This is a genomic window from Sphingobium cloacae (assembly GCF_002355855.1).
In the GTDB taxonomy this organism is placed as follows: domain Bacteria; phylum Pseudomonadota; class Alphaproteobacteria; order Sphingomonadales; family Sphingomonadaceae; genus Sphingobium; species Sphingobium cloacae.
In genome coordinates this window covers 3,066,648-3,085,788 of sequence record NZ_AP017655.1, presented here as the reverse complement: position 1 = coordinate 3,085,788, position 19,141 = coordinate 3,066,648, and the positions used below count along the sequence as shown (strand labels likewise).

Genomic DNA, 19,141 nt, shown 5'->3' with positions numbered 1-19,141 from the left:
GTGCAGATAAAGCGCCTCAAACTGTCGGGCTTCAAGAGCTTCGTCGACGCGACGGAATTGCGGATCGAGCCGGGGCTGACGGGGATCGTCGGCCCCAATGGCTGCGGCAAGTCCAACCTGCTGGAAGCGATCCGCTGGGTCATGGGCGAATCCAGCGCCAAGTCCATGCGCGGCGGCGGCATGGAGGACGTGATCTTCGCTGGCACGGCGAGCCGCCCGCAGCGCGACTTCGCCGAAGTGTCGATGCTGACCGTGCAGGAACAGGGCGAGCTGTTCTCCGCCGTCGATGTGGGCGCGGACGGGGAGCTGGAAGTCACCCGCCGGATCGAGCGCGGCGCGGGCAGCGCCTATCGCGCCAACGGCAAGGATGTGCGCGCCAAGGATGTGGCGCTGATCTTCGCGGACGCCGCGACCGGGGCGCATAGCCCTGCCCTCGTCAGTCAGGGGCGGATCGCCGCCGTCATCGCGGCGCGTCCGCAGGAACGCCGCGCCATGCTGGAGGAAGCGGCGGGGATCGCGGGGCTGCATGTGCGGCGCAAGGATGCCGAGCAGAAGCTGCGCGCTGCGGAGGCCAATCTGGCCCGGCTGGACGAGATATTGGCGGACATGGAAAGCCGCGCCAACAGCCTGCGGCGGCAGGCGAAGGCGGCGGAACGCTATATCCGGCTGTCGGAGCAGATCCGCGTGGCCGAGGCGCGGGTGATCTTCGCCCGCTGGCGCGAGGCGAGCGCCAGCGCCGACGCCGCGCGGGCCGAGGCGAAGCAGGCGGAAGGCGCGGTCGCGGCGGCGCAGGAAGCGCAGATGGCGGCAGCGGCCCATGCGCAGGCGGCGGTGGCGGCGCTGGCGGAGAAGCGATCCGCCGCGCAGGCCACGCGGGATGCGGCGAATGAGGCGGGGCATAAACTCAACGCCCTCAAGAGCGAGCGCGACGGGGTGGTGCGGCGGCTGCACGACCTCGCCACGCAGGCGCGGCAGTTGGAGGAGGACCGCGAGCGCGAGGGGACGCTGGCCCATGACGCGGCGGAGGCGATCGCCCGGCTGACCGGGGAGGTTGCAGCGCTCAAAACCCGCATTGCCGAGACGGAGGCGATGATCCCCGATTTCGCCACGCGCATCGCCCGGGCGGAGGATGCCGCGCGCGATGCCGAGGTGGACCTTGCCAAGGCGATGGCCCGCCAGGCGGGCGAGCAGGCGGAACTGAGGGTGGCGGAGGCGGCTCTGGCGGCGGCGCAGGGGCGGCTGGACCGCGCCGGGCGCGAGGTCGCGAAGCTGGAGACGGAAGCCGCCGCCCTGCCCGACGCCGCGCCGCTGGAGGCCAAGCGGGCCGAGGCGCTCGCGGCGCAGGAGCAGGCGGGGCGGGATCGCGAGGCGGCGGAGGCGGCCATCGCGCAGGCCGAGGCGGAACGGCAGGCCGCGAGCGAGGCGCGGGCGGAGGCGGATATGGCGCTTTCCTCCGCGCGGGCGGCTCTGGCGGCGCTGGAGAGCGAGGCGGCGGCGCTGAAACGGGCGGTGGAGAGCGGCGCGAGCGGCAAGAGCCGGGCGCTGGATCGGTTGAAGGCCGCGCCCGGATATGAACATGCGCTGGCGGCGGCGCTGGGCGACGATCTGGAAGCGCCCATCGGGACGGACGGACCTCGTTTCTGGGGCGGCGCGGTGGCGGTGGCGGGCGATCCTGCCTTGCCCGCGGGTTGCGTAGCGCTGGCCGGTCATGTGACGGCGCCGCCCGAACTGGCGCGGCGGCTGGCGCAGGTCGCGGTGGCGGAACGCGATGAGGGGCAGCCCTTGGCCGTGGGGCAGCGGCTGGTGACGCGCGAGGGCAGGCTGCGGCGCTGGGACGGCTATGTCGCGACGCAGGGCGGCGCGGCGGCGGCGGAGCGGCTGATCCGACTCAACCGGCTGGAAGCCATCGCGGCGGCGCGCCCGGCGGCGGAACAAGCGGTCGAAGAAGCGCGGGCCGATCAAGGCGAGGCGCAGGGGCGCGAACAGGCGGCTTCGCAGGCTCTGGCGGCGGGGCGGTCGGCGCTGGGCGAGGCGGAGCAGCGCCAGCGCACGGCGCTGCGCGCGGCGGACGAGGCCGGGACGGCGCTGGAACGGCTGGCCGGGCGGCGCGAGGGGATCGAGGAACGGCTGGCGACGGCGCGGCGGGATCGCGAGGCGGCGGCGCAGGAGCAGGAGGCGGCGCAGGCGGCGCGCGCGGCCATGCCCGATGGCGGGGAAACCCGCGCCCTTGTCGCCGGTCTTTCGCAGGCGAGCGAGAAGGCGCGCGGGACGGTCAGCCAGTTGCAGGCGGATCGGGCGCTGGCCGAGCGCGCGCTGACCGGCGACCGGGATCGCATGGCGGCGGCGGAAGCGGATGCGAAGGGCTGGCGCGCGCGCGCCGGTGAAGCGGGCAAGCGGATCGCCGCCATGACGAAGCGCGGTGAGGATGTGGCGTCCGAACAGGCGAAGATGGCGGACGAACCGGAGCGGCTGGAGCAGGCCGTCGCGGCGCTCACCGAACAAGGAGCGTCCCTGACCGAAGCGTCCGACGCCGCGCGCAAGTCGGAGGTCGAGGCGGAGGCCGCGCTCCGCTCCGCCGAGCGGCAGGCGAGCGAGGCGGGCGAAACGCTGGCGGCGGCGCGGGAGGCGCGGGCGACGGCGGCGGCGCGGGCCGAGGCGGCGGACGAGCGGCGGATCGAGACCAACCGCCTGTCGGGCGAGCGTTTCGAATGCCCCCCTCCCCTGCTGCCGGAGCGGCTGGGCTTTGCCAGCGCCGACATCCGCATCGCCCAGACCGAGCAGGCCGAACATGACCGCCTGTCCGCCGAGCGCGAGCGAATCGGGCCGGTCAATCTGGTCGCGGCGCAGGAGCTGGAAGAACTGGAGACCACGCAGGCCACCAGCCGGGCCGAGAGCGCGGAACTCAGCCAAGCCATCCACCAGCTTCGCGGTTCCATCGGCAGCCTCAATCGGGAAGGGCGGCAAAGGCTGCTCGCGGCGTTCGAGGCGGTGGACGGGCATTTCCGGCAGCTTTTCACGACCCTGTTCAACGGCGGGCAGGCGCATCTGGAACTGATCGACAGCGACGATCCGCTGGAGGCGGGGCTGGAGATCATGGCGCAGCCGCCGGGGAAGCGGCTGTCGGCGCTAACCCTGCTGTCGGGCGGGGAGCAGGCGTTGACGGCGGTGGCGCTGATCTTCGGCCTGTTCCTCACCAATCCCGCGCCGATCTGCGTGCTGGACGAGGTGGACGCGCCGCTGGACGATGCGAATGTGGAGCGTTTCTGCGACATGCTGGACGCGATGGTGCGGCAGACGCGGACCCGCTACCTGATCGTCACGCATAACGCCGTCACCATGGCGCGGATGCACCGGCTGTTCGGCGTGACCATGGTGGAGCGCGGCGTGAGCCGGCTGGTGTCGGTCAGCCTGGGCGGGGCGGAGGCGCTGCTGGCGGCGGAATGAGCGGGCGGAACCCATTTCTTCCCGTTCGGGCTGAGCGAAGTCGAAGGACTTCGCCACGCTCAGTGGAGGGCTTCGACAAGCTCGGCCCGAACGGAAGAAGCGAATGGTTCAGTCGCGCCGCACCCAATGTTCGATGCGGCGGAAGAGGCCGCGTTGCGTCACCGGCTCGAACATCTCGTCCGGGCTTTCCGGGTCCAGCACCTCATTGTCGGCCAACCACTCCTGCACATCGCTGAGATCGGGCGTCCGATAGGGGCGCAGGGTGCGGCCCGCCTTGGTCCGCAGTTCCTCTATCGCCGCGATCAGGCCGCGCTGGGCGATCAGGGCGGAGACGCGTTCTTTCGGCAGGTCGAGATGCTCGGCGATCAGGTCGTCGCGGATCGCCGCGATCGTTTCCCGATGCCCGTCATTGCCGGGGAGCGCCGTGTCGATCGCCATGTCGCATTCGCTGTCCAGCCCCAGCGAGCGGTTGTTCATGTTGGAGGAGCCGACGCGGATCAGCCGGTCGTCCACGATCAATATCTTGGCATGGACATAGATCGGCTCGCCGCGTGCGGTGAAGGGATGGTAGAGGCGCAGGCGGTTATGGGTGTCGCGCGCCTTCAGCGCCTCGAACAGGCGGGCGCGGGCGGTGTCCATCGCCTGCTGCTCCAGCCAGCCGTCGGCCTGCTCCGGATTGACGATGACGATTTCGGGACCTTCGGGATCGCCCAGGCGGGCGGCGATGGCTTCGGCGATGCGGCGGGAGGCGAAATATTGGCTTTCCGCATAGATGCGGCGTTTCGCCGCCGCGATCTGGTTGACGTAGAGCCGTTCGATTTCCTTGACCGCCGGCTGGTCGTCCATTTCCGGAGCGGTTCGGGCGATGGCGACATCCACGTCGCGGAACTGGACGGGCAGATCGTCCGGCCAGCAATCGTCGATGCCCTCGACCGGCGGGAGGTCGCCGCCGCCCGCCGCTTTCCAGCGCGCGCGGCCGTGATCGCCCAGCGCCGCCGCGACCGGTCCCTTGAGCGCGGTGGTGGCGTCGTGCCACGGGCCATAGGGGGTGCCGTCCGGATGCTTGCGGCCCGGATCGTCGTCGCGGTGATGGCGGGTGTCCCAGCGGTCGGCGGTCATGTCGATGCCGCCGCAGAAGGCGAAGCAATCGTCGATCGCCACGATCTTCTGGTGATGGGACGCGCCTGCCGGGTGATGGCTGTCGAGCTTCACGGTGATGCGGGGATGGGCCATCCAGCGCAGCGTCGTCAGCAGGTTGGACGGGCGCAACATCGACTTGATCGCGCCGGTGTCCCAGCGGAGCAGGTAGATTTCGAGGCCGGGCTCGCGCTCCACCAGCCAGCGGATGAAGTCGCCGATGATGACGGGCGCGCCGTCCTTCGCCTCCTCTTCGCGGATCAGGCTGATGCGGGCGTCGAAGTCCCAGCCGATCAGCATGATCCGCTTCTTCGCCTTCAGCATCGCGGCGCGGGCGTGGCGGAAATAGGCGTCGGCGTCGATGATGACGCTGGCCTGGGTGGCGCGGGCGATGCGCCAGCAATCCTGCCCTTCGACCGGGGCGCTCATGCGCTGCCTACCACGAGGCAGGCAAGGACCATCAGCAGCCCCGCGAAACGGTTGGAGCGGAATTTGACGAGCGGGTCCGCGCCGTCCTCCTTCAATGTGGCGGTCTGCCAGAGGAGATGCGCGGCCATGGGGAGAAGCGCGAGCAGGGCCAGAAGCTGCGGGCGGATTTGCCAGATGGCGGCGCTCCACAGGGCCAGCGCGAAGAGGTAGCAGAGCGTCACGCCGCCGCGGACATGACGGCCCATGGAGAGGGCGCTGGAGCCTATGCCGATCAACGCGTCGTCCTCCCGATCCTGCAAGGCGTAGATGGTATCATAGCCCACGACCCAGAAAATAGCGCCTGCGTACAGCAGCAGGCCCGGAAGGGTGAGCGCGCCCGCGACTTCGCTCCACCCGACCAGCGCGGCCCAGGAAAAGACGAGGCCGAGCCAGAGCTGGGGCCAGCCGGTGATCCGCTTCATGAAGGGATAGGCCGCGACCAGGGCGAGCGAGGCCAGCGCCACGACCTGCGCATAAGGGCGCAGTTGCAGCAGGACGATGAGGCCGACGAGGCAGAGGGCGAAGAGCCATGCCCATGCCGCCTTGAGCGATACCGCGCCGCTCGCCAGCGGACGGGCGGCGGTGCGGGCGACCTTGCGATCCAGGTCGCGGTCGACGATATCGTTGAAGACGCAGCCCGCGCCGCGCATCGCGATGGCGCCGATCAGCAGCCAGAGGATGAGGGGCCAGCGTTCGCGCGCGCCGCCCGCCAGCGCGACCGCCCATGCGCCCGGCCAGAAGAGCAGCCACCAGCCGATCGGCCGGTCCAGCCGCGCCAGCAGCGCCAGCGCGCGCGGCAGGGCGGGCAGGCGCGACACAAGGCCGCGGGCTTCGCTGTCGGGGACGATCTGTTCCACCTGTGCTTGCTTCATCGCGACGGCATTAGAGTCTTTCGGTTTCGGATTGAAGCGCATAGTGCTCCTGAAAAAGCGGAGGCACCTTTCGCGCAGCCCATGGATGAGACGCACATGACCGCAACCCCCGCCTGGCCGCCGCAGAGCGCGCCCCGCCTCTTCGTCGACACGCCGCTGGGCGAAGGGGTAGCCGTGCCGGTGGACGGCAATGCCGCGCATTATCTGATCGGCGTGATGCGGGTGAAGGCGGAGGATGTGGTGCTGCTGTTCGACGGGCGGTCGGGCGAATGGGCGGCGCGGGCGCGGGACATCCGCAAGCGCGATCTGATGCTGGTGTGCGAAAGACAGACGAAGCCGCTGGAGTCCGTGCCCGATTTCTGGCTGTGCTGCGCACCGGTCAGGAAGGGGCGGATCGACCTGATCGCGGAGAAGGCTTGCGAACTGGGCGCGGCGAGGCTGCAACCCGTGCTGACGCGGCGGGCGGTGGTGGACAGGCTGAACCTCGACCGGCTGCGCGCGCATCTGGTGGAGGCGGCGGAACAATGCGGGCGGACGGCGATCCCCGAACTGGGAAGGATGGTGAAGCTGGATGCGCTGCTGAAGGATTGGCCGGGGGAGCGCTGGCTGTTCTTCGCCGACGAGACGGGCGGCGCGCCGCTGGAAGAGGCGCTGCGCGCGCATCCGGGTCCGGCGGCGTTCCTGATCGGGCCGGAGGGCGGCTTCGATCCGGCGGAGCGGGAGGCGATCCGCGGCGGGGCGAAGGCGGTGCCGGTATCGCTCGGCCCCCGCATCCTGCGCGCGGAGACGGCGGCCATCGCCGCGACATCGGCGTGGATGGCGCTGAATGGAGACTGGGCACCTGCTTCATCCTGAATCCAGGAGTATCTTCCGGCCGGATGGAACCGCCAGGCGCACTCCAGTTCAGGACGATCGCCCGACGAAGGCCGCAAGCTGGTCGATCGCGGTTCCCCACCCTTCCTGAAAGCCCATATCTTCATGCTTTTTCGAATCCGCGGCATTCCGGTGAAGAACGCGCGCCGAATATCGGGTGCCGCCGCCTTCCGCCTCGAAAGTGATGATGGCGGTCAATGCCAGCCACGGCTCGGCGGGCCGCCATCCTTCCGTCAGGACGGTCGTGAAAACCAGCCGGGCTTCGGGAAGGATTTCCAGAAAACATCCTTCGACATGAGGCCGGAATTCCCCGCCATCCTCGCGCATCCGGGTTTCAAAGCCGCCGCCGGGGCACAGGTCCAGCTTGACCACCTTGCACTCCATGGGTTCGGGTATCCACCATTTCGCCAGATGATCGGGCGTGCTCCCACGCCTTCCAGACGATGGACGGCGGCGCCTTGATGAAACGTGAAATGGTCAGTTCGGATCGTTCAGCCGTCATCTTCCGTGTTCCCTGACATGCGGGTTTCAACATAATGGGCGAGCCGGTCCGCGCTGGACTGCCAAAGCGCGCGCTGCTCGGAAAGCCAGGCCCCGGCAGCCGCCAGCCTGTCCGGATCGATCCGGCAGGTGCGGACGCGGCCAACCTTTTCCGTGCGGATCAGGCCGTCCGTCTCCAGCACCCGGAGATGCTTCATGAAGGACGGCAATCCCATGCCGAAGGGAGCCGCCAGTTCCTTGACCGGCGCAGCCCCCCTCGCGAGACGGCTGATGACCGCCCGTCTGGTCGGGTCGGCGAGGGCATGAAAGGCTGCATCGAGAGGCGACCGATAGTTTTCCATATGGAGAACTAATACAGCAAACCACGCCATCGGACAAGCTGAAAGACAGGGATCGACGCGGCAGACCGGCGGATGATCCGGCGGGACGGGAGCGGACCCATGCTCCAGTTTCATTCCGCAATGGGATTGAAGCCCTCGGCGTAGCGCCCTATCTGTCGCCTTCGCCGTCGCTGTTTGACGCGCGGCGGGGAATCAGTAAGGCGGGGCATGAGCACCAGAACAGACTCGGGGGGGATCGATCCCGTCATCGAAAGCCGCGACCAATTGATCGCGGCCTTCGCCAAGGGCGAAAAGCCCAGGGATCGCTGGCGGATCGGCACGGAGCATGAGAAATTCGTCTATTCGACGAAGGACCATCACGCGCCCTCCTATGAAGAGAAAGGCGGCATCCATACGCTGCTGATCGGCCTCACCCGCTATGACTGGAAGCCGGTCCATGAGGGGGAGAATATCATCGCGCTCTCCGGCCCGGACGGCACGATCAGCCTGGAACCGGCGGGGCAGCTGGAGCTTTCGGGCGCGCCGCTGGAAAATCTGCACCAGACCTGTGCGGAAACCGGCCGCCATCTGGAGCAGGTCAAATATGTGGGCGACATGCTGGGCCTGGGTTTCCTGGGGCTTGGCATGTGGCCGGACAAGACGCGCGACGCGCTGCCCATCATGCCCAAGGGACGCTATGGCATCATGCTGCGCCATATGCCGCGCGTGGGGTCGCTGGGCCTAGACATGATGCTGCGGACCTGCACCATCCAGACCAACCTCGACTATGGCAGCGAGGCGGACATGGCGCAGAAGTTCCGCGTGTCGCTCGCGCTGCAACCGCTGGCGACGGCGCTGTTCGCCAATTCGCCCTTCACGGAAGGGAAGCCCAACGGATACCTCTCCTACCGCAGCCATATCTGGTCGGACACCGATCCGGGCCGCACCGGTATGCTGCCCTTCGTGTTCGAGGATGGCTTCGGCTATGAACGCTATGCCGACTATGCGCTCGATGTGCCGATGTACTTCGTCTATCGCGACGGGAAATATATCGACGCGGCGGGGCAGAGTTTCCGCGATTTCCTGGAAGGCAGGCTCCCCGCCCTGCCCGGCGAGAAGCCGACGGAGAAGGATTGGGAGGATCATCTGTCCACCGCCTTCCCCGAAGTGCGGATGAAGAGCTTTCTTGAGATGCGCGGCGCGGACGGCGGGCCATGGGGGCGGATTTGCGCCCTGCCCGCCCTGTGGGTCGGGTTGCTTTACGATCAGGGGGCGCTCGACGCCGCATGGGATCTGGTCAAGGACTGGACCATGGAGGAGCGGCAGGCGCTGCGCGATTCCGTGCCGAAGCTGGGCCTTGACGCGCCGATCGCGGGCGGGCGCAAGCTGCGGGACATTGCGGGACAGGCGCTCGACATAGCGCGGAGCGGGCTGGCGGCGCGCGGGCGGCTCAATGCGGCGGGCGACAATGAAACCGGCTATCTTTCCGCGCTGGACGAGATCGTGGCGTCGGGACGGACCCATGCCGAGCGGCTGCTGGAACGCTATCATGGCGAATGGGGCGGCGACATCAGCCGCATCTATGCCGAGGAAAGCTTCTGACCTTTATTCCGCCGGCTGGAGATCGCCCGCGACCGGCTTTTTCCGTCCCGTGAGCCAGGCGAAGAAGCGGGGCACGGGCGCGTTGCGCTCCATCCATTCGCTATAGGCGCGGTAATCGGGATCGGCGGAGAGATGCTTCTCCTCCGTCTTCGCGCGCCAGAAATAGATGGCGTTGGTCGCCGCCAGCAACGCGCAGTTGCGCACCATGTCGGTGAGGCTGCCCGACAGCGCGAGGAAGGGCAGCGCGGAAAACCACCAGAAGAGGTTCTTCGAAAGATAGGCCGGGTGGCGCGTCCAGCGATAGGGGCCGTGCGTCAATATGCCGCGATGGGTGAGGTTGGAAAAGCGGATGCCGAACGCCACCGTCGCCCAGGCATAGATGCCCGTCAGCAGCACCAGCCAGCCGCCCAATATCCATTGCAGCGCCGGGAGCCCTTCCGTCCAGACATCCCATTCCGCGCCGCCCGCATGATAGTCGAGCGGCCCGCCGCCGCCCATCAGCACGAAGGGCGGATAGCAGATCAGCGCCGCGACCCAGCCCGCGAGATAAGGATTGGCGGTGCGGATGTGGGAATCGAGCGGTTTCATCGTCAGCATGTAGCCGACCGTGGCCATGCACACGTCGATCATGAACATGACCGCGATCAGGAAAGCGGCCAGCGCGACGGGATGGGAAAAGGCTTCGTCGAGACGCCACTGCACGACGCTGGCGAAATTGCCCGGCACGATGGACACCATGAAGGCGAGGAAGAAGCCCTTCACTGCCCAGGCCCGCGCATGGTTGGCGACCTCATGCATGTCGGGCGCCCCCGCCGCTCCGCCGATCACCCATTGGCCAAAGGCGTAGGTGGCGTCGCGCGGTTCCACCAGCCGCCGGTCGAGCAGGAGGACATAAGGAATGGACAGGGCCAGCAGCCATGGCGCCGCGGCCATGAACAGCTCCATCGCGAAACGGTAATTGCCGTCCCAATACCAGCGCGCCACGCAATAGAAGATCGCGATGGCGAGCCAGGTCGCCCACAGCCCCGCGATCTTGACCAGGCTGATGTCGCGCACTTCGCTCCAGGCGCGGGCGGCGCCCTTCCAGTCGATGCCGGTGGACGCATTGCGGTGCACCTTGTCCACGATCAGCGACCACAGCACCATCGGCACGGCACAGGCGACCACGGCGGCGAGACCGGCATTGGGGCCGTCCATGCCATAATGGCGCGCCACCAGCGTCCAGAGACCAAGGCCGGCGATGCCGGCCAGGCCCACTCCATGGCTGACGGCGGATTTCGGGCGGGGATCGGCGGTTTTGCTCATGCCGCCGCTCCTAAAGGAAAATGGTAAGCAAGCCGTGAAGACGCCCCGGCCTATCCGCCGAGCACATTGATCGTGAAGGCCAATATGCCCAGGTTGAAGACGAACGCCGCCATGCAGTGGAAAATCGCCACGCGCCGCACGGCGGTGTTTTCGACCGCCACGTCCGACGTCTGGAACGTCATGCCCAGCGTGTAGGAAAAATAGATGAAGTCCCAATAGCCCGGCTCGTCCGTGCCGGGGAAATCGATGCCGCCCTTGTCCTTCCCGTCATCATTGGCGACATAGAAGATATGGGCATAGTGCAGCGCATAGACATGGTTGGAAAACAGCCATGCCAGCGCCAGCGTCGCCAGCACCAGCGCGATCACCGCCCGGTCCGGCCCGCCCTGCTGGCTGATCGCCACGCCCACCGCCAGCAGGATGACGAGGCAGACGATGCCGGTGAGGGCCAGCATCAACTCGCGGTTGACGTCGTTCGCGGCGGCGTTGCGCCGCATCGCCTGCGCGTCCGCGTCCAGCAGCGGAAGGGTGGAGAGCAGGAAGGCCAGCGCGGCGAGGTCGAACCCGGCCATGATCGCCTCATGCCAGGGCAGGACGAAGGCGAGCGGCGCGATGCCGGCCAGCAGCACAAGGAACATGACATAGCGCCACGGGAAAAGAGAGGACCGCTTCATGCCGCGCATGGAAGGCGCAAAATGCACGGCGCGCAAGAGGGCATGGCAAGAATGAGGGGTGGCGCGGCGCGCATTTGGCTGTAAGGAACAGATCATGACCAAAGGGCGGCGGGCATGATCGCGAAACTGAAGGGCAGGCTGGACAGCACCGGCATCGACCACGCCATCATCGACGTGGGCGGCGTGGGCTATCTGGTCGGCGCGTCGTCGCGCACGCTGGCGGCGCTGGGTCCGGTGGGCGAGGCGGTGACGGTGCATACCGAGATGCTGGTGTCGGAGGATTCGATCCGCCTGGTCGGCTTCGCGCGGGGCGAGGAACGCGACTGGTTCCGCCTGCTGATCGGCGTGCAGGGCGTGGGATCGCGGGTGGCGCTGGCGATCCTGTCGGCGCTGGAACCGCTGGAACTGCATCGCGCGGTGGCGGCGGGCGACAAGGCGATGGTGGCGCGCGCGAACGGCGTCGGGCCCAAGCTGGCGCTGCGGATCGTGAACGAGTTGAAGGACAAGATCGGGGTGGCCCCGGCGGCGGGCGGCGTCGCGAGCGTGGGCGCCGTGCCGGCGATGGCGGGCGGCCATGGCGCGGATGCCCTGTCGGCGCTCCAGAATCTCGGCTTCCGGCCCGCCGAAGCCAGCGCGGCGGTGGCGGCGGCGGAAGAGGAATTGGGCGACGGCGCGACGCTTGACGCCCTGGTGCGCCTCGCCCTGCGGAAAGCGGCGAAATGAGTGAAGAGGATCGCCTGATCGCGCCCACTCGCCGGGTCGAGGATGTGGATGCGGCATTGCGGCCCAAATCGCTCGCCGAGTTCATCGGGCAGCAGGCGGCGCGCGAGAATCTGCGCATCTTCATCGAGGCCGCCAGGGGCCGCGGCGAGGCGCTGGACCATGTGCTGTTCTTCGGGCCGCCCGGCCTTGGCAAGACCACATTGGCGCAGATCGTCGCCAAGGAGATGGGCGTGGGTTTCCGCGCCACTTCCGGCCCGGTGATCGCCAAGTCGGGCGATCTCGCCGCGCTGCTCACCAATCTGGACGAGGGCGACGTGCTGTTCGTGGATGAGATCCACCGGCTCAATCCCGCCGTCGAGGAAGTGCTCTATCCCGCGATGGAGGACCGCGCGCTGGACCTGATGATCGGGGAAGGTCCATCGGCCCGGTCGGTGCGGATCGACCTGCCGCATTTCACGCTGGTGGGGGCGACGACGCGGCAGGGGTTGCTGACGACGCCGCTGCGCGATCGATTCGGGATTCCGGTGCGGCTGCAATTCTATACGGTCGAGGAACTGGAAATGGTGGTGCGGCGGGCGGCGCGGCTGCTGGACCTGGGCATCACCCCGGACGGCGCGGTGGAGATCGCGCGGCGATCGCGCGGGACGCCGCGCATCGCGGGACGGCTGCTGCGGCGGGTACGGGATTTCGCCAATGTCGCGGGCACGGCATCGGTGGATGCGAAGGTCGCCGATTCAGCGCTCAGCCGGCTGGAGGTCGATCATCTGGGCCTCGACCTCATGGACCGGCGCTACCTGATGATGATCGCCGACATCTATCGCGGCGGGCCGGTGGGGGTGGAGACGCTGGCGGCGGGACTTTCCGAACCGCGCGACACCGTCGAGGAAGTGATCGAACCTTATCTGATCCAGCTGGGCCTCATTGCCCGCACGGCGCGGGGGCGCTGCCTCAACGCGCCGGGATGGAAGCATCTGGGGCTCAATCCGCCCGCCGGAGCGCAGGACGGCCTGTTCGACTGAAACCCGCTAAAGAGCATGGCCGTTACGGCAGGGCGCGGTTATAGCTGCGCTGACGACAGGCGCGCGGCGGACGGGCCGATGACAGGAGGTGGGCTTGAAGGCAATCGAACGCTTTCCCAATCTGGCGACGATGTTCTTCGCGCGCGCGCGGGACATGGGCGACGCGCCCTTCCTGTGGCGCAAGAAGGATGGCGCATGGCGTTCGATGAGCTGGACGGACGTCGCCTATGACGTGGCGGCGCTGGCCAGCGCGCTTCGGGCGCAGGGATTGAAGCCGGGCGACCCGGTGATGCTGGTGAGCGAGAACCGGCCGGAATTCTGCATCGCCGACCTCGCCATCATGGCGGCGGGCGGGGTCACGGTGCCGACCTATACCACCAACACCACGCGCGACCATCAGCATATCCTGACCGACAGCGGCGCGCAGGCGGTGATCGTGTCCACCGCGAAGCTCGCCGCGACGCTGATGCCCGCCGTGCTGCGATCGCAAGTGCGCTTCGTCGTCGGGATGGAGCCGATGCGCGGCGTGCAGGGCGACGTCGCCTGCCACCTCTGGAAAGACCTGATCGCCGCGCATCCGACCGATGTGGAGGCCTGCGCGCTGGAGCAGACGGCGGGGCGCGACGACCTGGCCTGCATCATCTACACCAGTGGCACGGGCGGCGCGCCGCGCGGGGTGATGCAGCATCACGGGTCGATCCTGTGCAATATCGAGGGCGCGGCGAAGCTGGTGGTGGAGGATTTCGGCTGGGGCGACGAGGTATTCCTCTCCTTCCTTCCCCTCTCCCACGCCTATGAGCATAGCGGCGGGCAATTCCTGCCGATCATGCTGGCGGCGCAGATCTATTATTCGGAAGGGCTGGAGAAACTCGCCTCCAATATCGAGGAGACGCGGCCCACCATCATGGTCGTGGTGCCCCGCCTGTTCGAGGTGCTGCGCGCGCGCATCATCAAGTCGATCGAGAAGCAGGGGAAATTCCCCAGCTTCCTGCTGCGGCAGGCCTTGCGGATCACGGCGAAGGAACAGGGCGGCGCGTCATCCCTGCTGGACGTGCCGATAAAGGCGCTGCTGGCCCGTACGCTCAAACCCAAGGTGTCGAAGCGCTTCGGCGGGCGGATGAAGGCGCTGGTGTCGGGCGGCGCGCCGCTCAATCCCGATGTGGGGCTGTTCTTCGAGGCGATGGGGCTGACGCTGCTGCAAGGCTATGGCCAGACCGAGGCGGGGCCGGTCATCAGCTGCAACCGGCCGTCGGCGGGGATCGCGATGGATACGGTGGGGCCGCCGCTCGACGGGGTGGAGGTGAAGATCGCCGAGGATGGCGAAATACTGGTGCGCGGCGAACTGGTCATGCACGGTTACTGGCGCAATCCGGCGGAGACGGAGAAGGCGCTGAAGGACGGCTGGCTGCATACGGGCGACATCGGCGAGATCGACGAGCGCGGCCGCATCCGCATCACCGACCGCAAGAAGGACCTGATCGTCAACGACAAGGGCGACAATGTCTCGCCGCAAAAGGTCGAGGGGATGCTGACCCTCCAGCCGGAGATCGGGCAGGCCATGGTTTCGGGCGACCGGCGGCCGCATCTGGTCGGCCTGATCGTGCCGGACGCCGAATGGACGCGCGAATGGGCGGCGGCACAGGGCAAGGGCGTCGAGGGGATCGAAAGCGATCCCGCCTATATGGCGGCGCTCCGGGCGGCGGTCGACCGGGTGAACAGGGACCTGTCCGTGATCGAGCGGGTGCGGCGCTTCATCCTCGCGGACGAGCCTTTCTCCATCGAGAATGAGGAGATGACGCCGTCGATGAAGATCAGGCGGCATGTCATCCGCAAACGGTATCAGGAACGGCTGGACGCGCTTTACAAGATGTGAGGAACAGGCGACCGCTTTCCGGGCAGGCGGGGACATCCAATCTCCGTCCGGGCTGAGCGAAGTCGAAGCCTGTCCTGAGCTGGCCGAAGGGTCTTCCACCGAACGAAGTGAAGCGCAGGGCCTTCGACAAGCTCAGGGCGAACGGAGGTGGAGAAAAGCAGACTGTCCACTCCCACCCAAAGCTGTCGATATTCCCGCCGTGCCGCTATTTCCCCGGCGTGCGATAGGGCGTGAAATCGCCCAGCGCGCAGCTTCCGGTGGTCATGCCGGTCATAAGGTCGGCGCTGGTGGCGATGTCGCCCCGGCAATATTGCGACCCGAACGGACGGACGATCATCGTATCGCCGCGCGCCAGACCGGGGCAACTGCCAATCAGTTCATTCTTGTAGATGAGGGTGCCGCTGACCCGGTAGAGAAGCACATTGCCGCTGATGGCGCGAAAGCTGTTCTGGGGCCGCATGCTGATGCAGCTGACCTTTTCGCCCGGCACTTTTCCGGCCAGCGCCTTCTCCAGTTCCACCGTCTGCTTTTCCGTCAGCCGGGGCGCTTCATAGCTCCCCGCGCATCCCGCCAGCAGCAAGGGCGCAAGCATGATCCAGGGACGCATCGCGACTCTCCTCTTTCCTGACTCCAGGACGGCAGGATAGACTAAAAGCCGTCAGGCGGCATCCTTCGCCGCGCGCCGCTGCGCCAGTTCCGCCGCGTCGCGGGCGCGCATGAAGATATTGGTGTCGCGCTCCAGCCCGATGGTGGTGGGAACGGTCGCCTCCCCCTTCGCCCGCGCCGCGTCGACCTGCGCCATTCTTTCGCGCAGGGCCGCGTTCCGCGGCTCGACGGTCAGGGCGAAACGGCCATTGGATTGCGTATATTCGTGCGCGCAATAGACGACGGTATCGTCCGGGAGGGCCGCGAAGCGCCGCATGTTCGCGAACATCTGCGCGGGCGTGCCTTCGAACAGGCGGCCGCAGCCCATGGCGAAGAGCGTGTCGCCGACGAAGATCATGCCGTCCGCCGCCAGATGATAGGCGATATGGCCCGCCGTATGGGCCGGGACTTCCATCACGCGCGCCACATGATCGCCGATGCGCACGCCATCCCCCTCCCCCACCGTGCGGTCGAGCGTGTCGATCTTCGCCGCCTCGGCCGCGGGGCCGGTGACGGTGCAGCCGGTCGCGGCCTTGATCCCCGCATTGCCGCCGACATGATCGGGATGCCAGTGGGTGTTCCAGATCTGGCCGATGGTCCAGCCGCGCGCCGCCGCCGCCGCCAGCACCGGCTCCGCCACGGAAGGGTCGACCACGACCGTTTCCCCGCTGGCCGGATCGTGGACCAGCCAGACATAATTGTCGGAAAGGACGGGAACGCGGACGACCTCCAGCATGGCTTACCAGACTCCCGTGTTCGGCATCGACGCCCAGGGTTCGGCGGGTTCGAGAGTGCCGTCCTGCAACAGTTCGATCGAGATGCCGTCCGGCGTGCGGACGAAGGCCATGTGCCCGTCGCGGGGTGGACGATTGATCGTCACCCCGGCGTCCATCAGCCGCTGGCAGCTATCGTAGATATTTTCGACCCGATAGGCCAGATGGCCGAAATTGCGCCCGCCCGCATAGCGTTCCGGCGCGCTGCCGTCCTGCGGCGGCCAGTTCCAGGTGAGTTCGACCTGCGCCCCCTCGTCCCCCGGCGCGGCGAGGAAGACCAGCGTATAGCGGCCCTTTTCATCGTCGAACCGCCTCTGCTCCTCCAGACCCAGCAGGTTGAAGAAGGCGACGGTCTTGTCGATGTCGGTCACGCGGATCATGGTGTGCAGATATTTCGGCAAGGAAAACTCCATTTGTCGCCATAAAGCAACGGTTCATCCCCATGCTGGCAGGAACCTTTTCAAGATAGGGCGGGTTGATGCGCGAAGGAAGAGGAAGGATCGGCATGGCGTTGGAAATGCGGGAAAAGGTTTTGCTGGGCTGTGCCGGATTGCTGGCGCTGGGCGTGGTGAGCGGCGGCTATCTGCTGGGCGACGGGCTCAAGCGCGCCAAGGCGGCGGATCGCTCCGTCACGGTGCGGGGCCTGTCGGAAAAGGACGTGACCGCCGACCTCGCCACCTGGTCGATCAGCTATTCGGCCACCGGCTTCGACCTGCCCGCCGTGCGGGCGGAGATCGACAATAATACCAAGGAACTGAAAGCCTATTTCGCCAGTCTCGGCTTCAAGCCCGACGCGCTGACGCCCGTCGGCGCGGGCGTGAACCAGTATATCAACAATGGCGTCAACACGATCACCATCACCCAGCGGATGCTGCTGCGGACGACCGACATCGCCCGCGCGCAAAGGGCCGTGGCGCAGCAGTTCGATCTGGTCCGGCGCGGCGTGACGTTGCAGGAGGGATCGGGCATGCGCTACAGCTTCACCAAGCTCAATGACGTGAAGCCCCAGATGGTCGCCGCCGCGACCAAGGACGCCCGCGCCGCCGCCGAGCAGTTCGCCCGCGACAGCGGCGCCAGCGTGGGCGGCATCAAGAGCGCCACGCAAGGCTATTTCTCCATCGACGCGCGCGACGGCGAAGGGGATGGATCGAGCGACACGCCCTACAAGAAAGTGCGCGTCGTCACGACCGTGGATTTCTACCTGAACTAGGGCGCCGGCGGCAGGCGGGTGAGATTGTCCGCCGCCGCCTTGCCCGCGGGGGAATCGGGAGACAGCTTCACCGCGCGCTGCCAGGCGGACCGGGCGATGTCGGCATGGTCGGTGAGGATCGCGATATTGCCTTCCTCCAGCGCGACCGAGGCATCGTCGGGCGACAATTGCACCGCCCGCGCGATATGCGCCTGCGCCAGCGGCATTTCCCCCATGCGCCGCGCCAGGGTGGCGGAGAGCAGCCAGCCGAGCGGGTCTTTGGGCGCTTGGTCCAATGCTATGTCGAGCGAATCGCGCGCGCCCTTATGGTCATCGAGCGCCACCAGCGCGCGGGCGCGGTCCAGATGCGCCTCGCCCTTTTCGATGCCGTCAGGCAAGCCGCGCGCCAGCGCCGCGTCAAAATCGGCCTTGGCCTTGGCGGCGTCTCCGCCCGCCAGCGCGGCATTGCCCGCCTGCGCCCAGAGCCGCGCGCTCTGCGCGACTTCGCCGGTGCGCTCCGCCTCGTCCGCCGCCTGCTCCAGCGCGACGATGGCGGGCGTCCACCGCTCCGCCCGCGCATAGGCGAAGCCCATGCAGTGCCGGGCATAGAAGCCGCCTCCTTCGATCCGCCATTTCTCCGCGAAGGCCACGCCCTTTTCGGGCGCGTCCAGGGCGGCGTCGATGCAGGCCTGAAAAGGCGCGGCATATCGGGGCGGGACGGGGATGAGGCCATCCTGGCCCCCTCCCCCCGGCGCAGCGGGCGCGGGAGCCTGCGCGGCGGAGGCGCGGACCTCGGCGGCTTCCTTGCGCTTGCGGTTCATCACCGCCTCGATCTCCGGATCATAGGCCTGGGGGACCAGAAGCAGCAGGGGCAACAGAAAAGACATCAGGAATGATCCAGCAGGCTGGCGACGGTGCGGATCAGCAAGACGATGTCCCCGTCGCGCGAAAGGCGATGGTCGCCGTCCTTAACGAGCAGCGTCTGCACATCGGATGAACGCAGCTTTTCCGCGAGGCGCAGCGCGATTTCCCAAGGCACGTCGGGATCGGCCTGCCCATGGAGCAGGCGAACGGGGCAATCGAGCGAGATCCCGCCCTCGAGCAGCTTGAGCGCCTGCCCCGATTCCCAGAAGCCGAGCGTGGTCACATAGGGTTGATCGCCATAAGGCGTGGGCTCGACGAGGCGGCCTTCGACGCCGAGCTTGGCGCGGTCCGCTTCGGAAAAACCCCATTCGGTGAAATCCGGCGCGGCGGCAATGCCGACGATCCCCGCAACGCGCTCCGGCCGGGCGAGCGCGACCAGCAGCGCCAGCCACCCGCCCATGGACGAGCCGGCCAGCAGCAGCGGCCCCCGCGTCAACGAATCGATGAGCCATAGGGCATCGTCGCGCCAGCTCGCCAGGGTGCCGTCCTCGAACGCGCCTTCGCTGGCCCCATTGCCGGCATAATCCAGCCGCAGCATGGCGCGGCCGCTTTCCGCCGCCCATCGGTCGAGCGCGACCGCCTTGCCGCCGTCCATGTCCGACATATAACCGGGCAGGAAGACGATCGTGGCGCCCGTTCCGGCGCGATGGCGATAGGCCAGCTTCAACCCGTCCGGGCGCGGGAAGAAGGATGGCGGCGATGAAGGCGACGGCGTATCCAGAATCTGCTCCCTGGCGCGATGGAGGTTCCACCATTCCTTAGAAGCTCCGGCGCGCGGCGTCAGGAAAAATTATGCGCC

Annotated in this window: 18 protein-coding genes; 7 read left to right on the top strand and 11 right to left on the bottom strand. The window is 67.8% G+C overall.

What is annotated here, in order from left to right:
* Nucleotides 1-3,444, top strand: coding sequence for a chromosome segregation SMC family protein (locus tag SCLO_RS15090; RefSeq protein WP_066519934.1), 3,444 nt, complete (start codon nt 1-3; stop codon nt 3,442-3,444).
* Between the two features lie 108 nt (nt 3,445-3,552).
* On the opposite strand, the gene SCLO_RS15085 is transcribed toward SCLO_RS15090, so the two are convergent.
* A complete protein-coding gene (locus tag SCLO_RS15085) occupies nt 3,553-5,010 on the bottom strand; it encodes a phospholipase D-like domain-containing protein (RefSeq protein WP_066519937.1) in 1,458 nt (485 codons plus the stop codon).
* On the bottom strand, nt 5,007-5,921 hold the full coding sequence (ubiA, locus tag SCLO_RS15080) for a 4-hydroxybenzoate octaprenyltransferase (protein WP_066519940.1): 915 nt from the start codon (nt 5,919-5,921) through the stop codon (nt 5,007-5,009). Before ubiA ends, SCLO_RS15085 begins: the two co-directional genes overlap by 4 nt.
* Before the next feature lie 96 nt (nt 5,922-6,017).
* On the opposite strand from ubiA, the gene SCLO_RS15075 reads away from it, so the two are divergent.
* Nucleotides 6,018-6,776: a 16S rRNA (uracil(1498)-N(3))-methyltransferase gene (locus SCLO_RS15075; protein WP_066520021.1), complete on the top strand. Its 759-nt coding sequence runs from the start codon at nt 6,018-6,020 to the stop codon at nt 6,774-6,776.
* A gap of 48 nt (nt 6,777-6,824) precedes the next feature.
* On the opposite strand, the gene SCLO_RS15070 is transcribed toward SCLO_RS15075, so the two are convergent.
* On the bottom strand, nt 6,825-7,166 hold the full coding sequence (locus tag SCLO_RS15070; RefSeq protein WP_231923251.1) for an SRPBCC domain-containing protein: 342 nt from the start codon (nt 7,164-7,166) through the stop codon (nt 6,825-6,827).
* Between the two features lie 119 nt (nt 7,167-7,285).
* On the bottom strand, nt 7,286-7,636 hold the full coding sequence (locus SCLO_RS15065) for an ArsR/SmtB family transcription factor (RefSeq protein WP_066519942.1): 351 nt from the start codon (nt 7,634-7,636) through the stop codon (nt 7,286-7,288).
* 207 nt (nt 7,637-7,843) lie between these two features.
* On the opposite strand from SCLO_RS15065, the gene SCLO_RS15060 reads away from it, so the two are divergent.
* The gene (locus SCLO_RS15060; RefSeq protein WP_066519944.1) at nt 7,844-9,217 is read left to right on the top strand and encodes a glutamate--cysteine ligase; all 1,374 of its coding nucleotides are present in this window, start codon (nt 7,844-7,846) and stop codon (nt 9,215-9,217) included.
* A gap of 3 nt (nt 9,218-9,220) precedes the next feature.
* Here SCLO_RS15060 and SCLO_RS15055 read toward each other — a convergent pair whose 3' ends face one another.
* Complete coding sequence (locus SCLO_RS15055; protein WP_066519947.1) at nt 9,221-10,522, bottom strand: methyltransferase family protein; 1,302 nt, start codon at nt 10,520-10,522, stop codon at nt 9,221-9,223.
* Between the two features lie 50 nt (nt 10,523-10,572).
* The gene (locus tag SCLO_RS15050; RefSeq protein WP_066520024.1) at nt 10,573-11,196 is read right to left on the bottom strand and encodes a DUF1345 domain-containing protein; all 624 of its coding nucleotides are present in this window, start codon (nt 11,194-11,196) and stop codon (nt 10,573-10,575) included.
* A gap of 114 nt (nt 11,197-11,310) precedes the next feature.
* Here SCLO_RS15050 and ruvA point away from each other — a divergent pair, with 114 nt between their 5' ends.
* The 3 genes from ruvA to SCLO_RS15035 all read left to right on the top strand — a co-directional run bounded on the left by ruvA (nt 11,311) and on the right by SCLO_RS15035 (nt 14,811).
* Nucleotides 11,311-11,919 (top strand): Holliday junction branch migration protein RuvA, encoded by a 609-nt coding sequence (ruvA, locus tag SCLO_RS15045; protein ID WP_066519950.1) that lies wholly within the window; start codon nt 11,311-11,313, stop codon nt 11,917-11,919.
* On the top strand, nt 11,916-12,938 hold the full coding sequence (gene ruvB / locus SCLO_RS15040) for a Holliday junction branch migration DNA helicase RuvB (protein ID WP_066519953.1): 1,023 nt from the start codon (nt 11,916-11,918) through the stop codon (nt 12,936-12,938). The genes ruvA and ruvB overlap by 4 nt, the downstream gene beginning before the upstream one ends.
* A gap of 94 nt (nt 12,939-13,032) precedes the next feature.
* Nucleotides 13,033-14,811: an AMP-dependent synthetase/ligase gene (locus SCLO_RS15035; RefSeq protein ID WP_231923250.1), complete on the top strand. Its 1,779-nt coding sequence runs from the start codon at nt 13,033-13,035 to the stop codon at nt 14,809-14,811.
* 205 nt (nt 14,812-15,016) lie between these two features.
* On the opposite strand, the gene SCLO_RS15030 is transcribed toward SCLO_RS15035, so the two are convergent.
* Genes SCLO_RS15030 through SCLO_RS15020 form a run of 3 tightly spaced genes read right to left on the bottom strand, consistent with a single transcriptional unit; the run spans nt 15,017 to nt 16,630 of the window.
* Nucleotides 15,017-15,418, bottom strand: coding sequence for a hypothetical protein (locus tag SCLO_RS15030; protein WP_066519955.1), 402 nt, complete (start codon nt 15,416-15,418; stop codon nt 15,017-15,019).
* Between the two features lie 51 nt (nt 15,419-15,469).
* The gene (gene gloB / locus SCLO_RS15025) at nt 15,470-16,192 is read right to left on the bottom strand and encodes a hydroxyacylglutathione hydrolase (protein ID WP_066519959.1); all 723 of its coding nucleotides are present in this window, start codon (nt 16,190-16,192) and stop codon (nt 15,470-15,472) included.
* Between the two features lie 3 nt (nt 16,193-16,195).
* Nucleotides 16,196-16,630 carry a VOC family protein gene (locus tag SCLO_RS15020; protein WP_066520032.1) on the bottom strand — a complete coding sequence of 145 codons (435 nt, stop codon included), beginning with the start codon at nt 16,628-16,630 and terminating at the stop codon, nt 16,196-16,198.
* A gap of 104 nt (nt 16,631-16,734) precedes the next feature.
* On the opposite strand from SCLO_RS15020, the gene SCLO_RS15015 reads away from it, so the two are divergent.
* A complete protein-coding gene (locus tag SCLO_RS15015; RefSeq protein ID WP_066519961.1) occupies nt 16,735-17,439 on the top strand; it encodes an SIMPL domain-containing protein in 705 nt (234 codons plus the stop codon).
* Here the strand turns inward: SCLO_RS15015 and SCLO_RS15010 are convergent.
* Nucleotides 17,436-18,305, bottom strand: a complete 870-nt coding sequence (locus SCLO_RS15010; protein ID WP_066519964.1) for a tetratricopeptide repeat protein — start codon at nt 18,303-18,305, stop codon at nt 17,436-17,438. The two genes, SCLO_RS15015 and SCLO_RS15010, sit on opposite strands and share 4 nt — an antisense overlap.
* Nucleotides 18,305-19,066, bottom strand: coding sequence for an alpha/beta fold hydrolase (locus SCLO_RS15005; protein WP_174521980.1), 762 nt, complete (start codon nt 19,064-19,066; stop codon nt 18,305-18,307). The genes SCLO_RS15010 and SCLO_RS15005 overlap by 1 nt, the downstream gene beginning before the upstream one ends.
* Nucleotides 19,067-19,141: the final 75 nt, after the last annotated feature.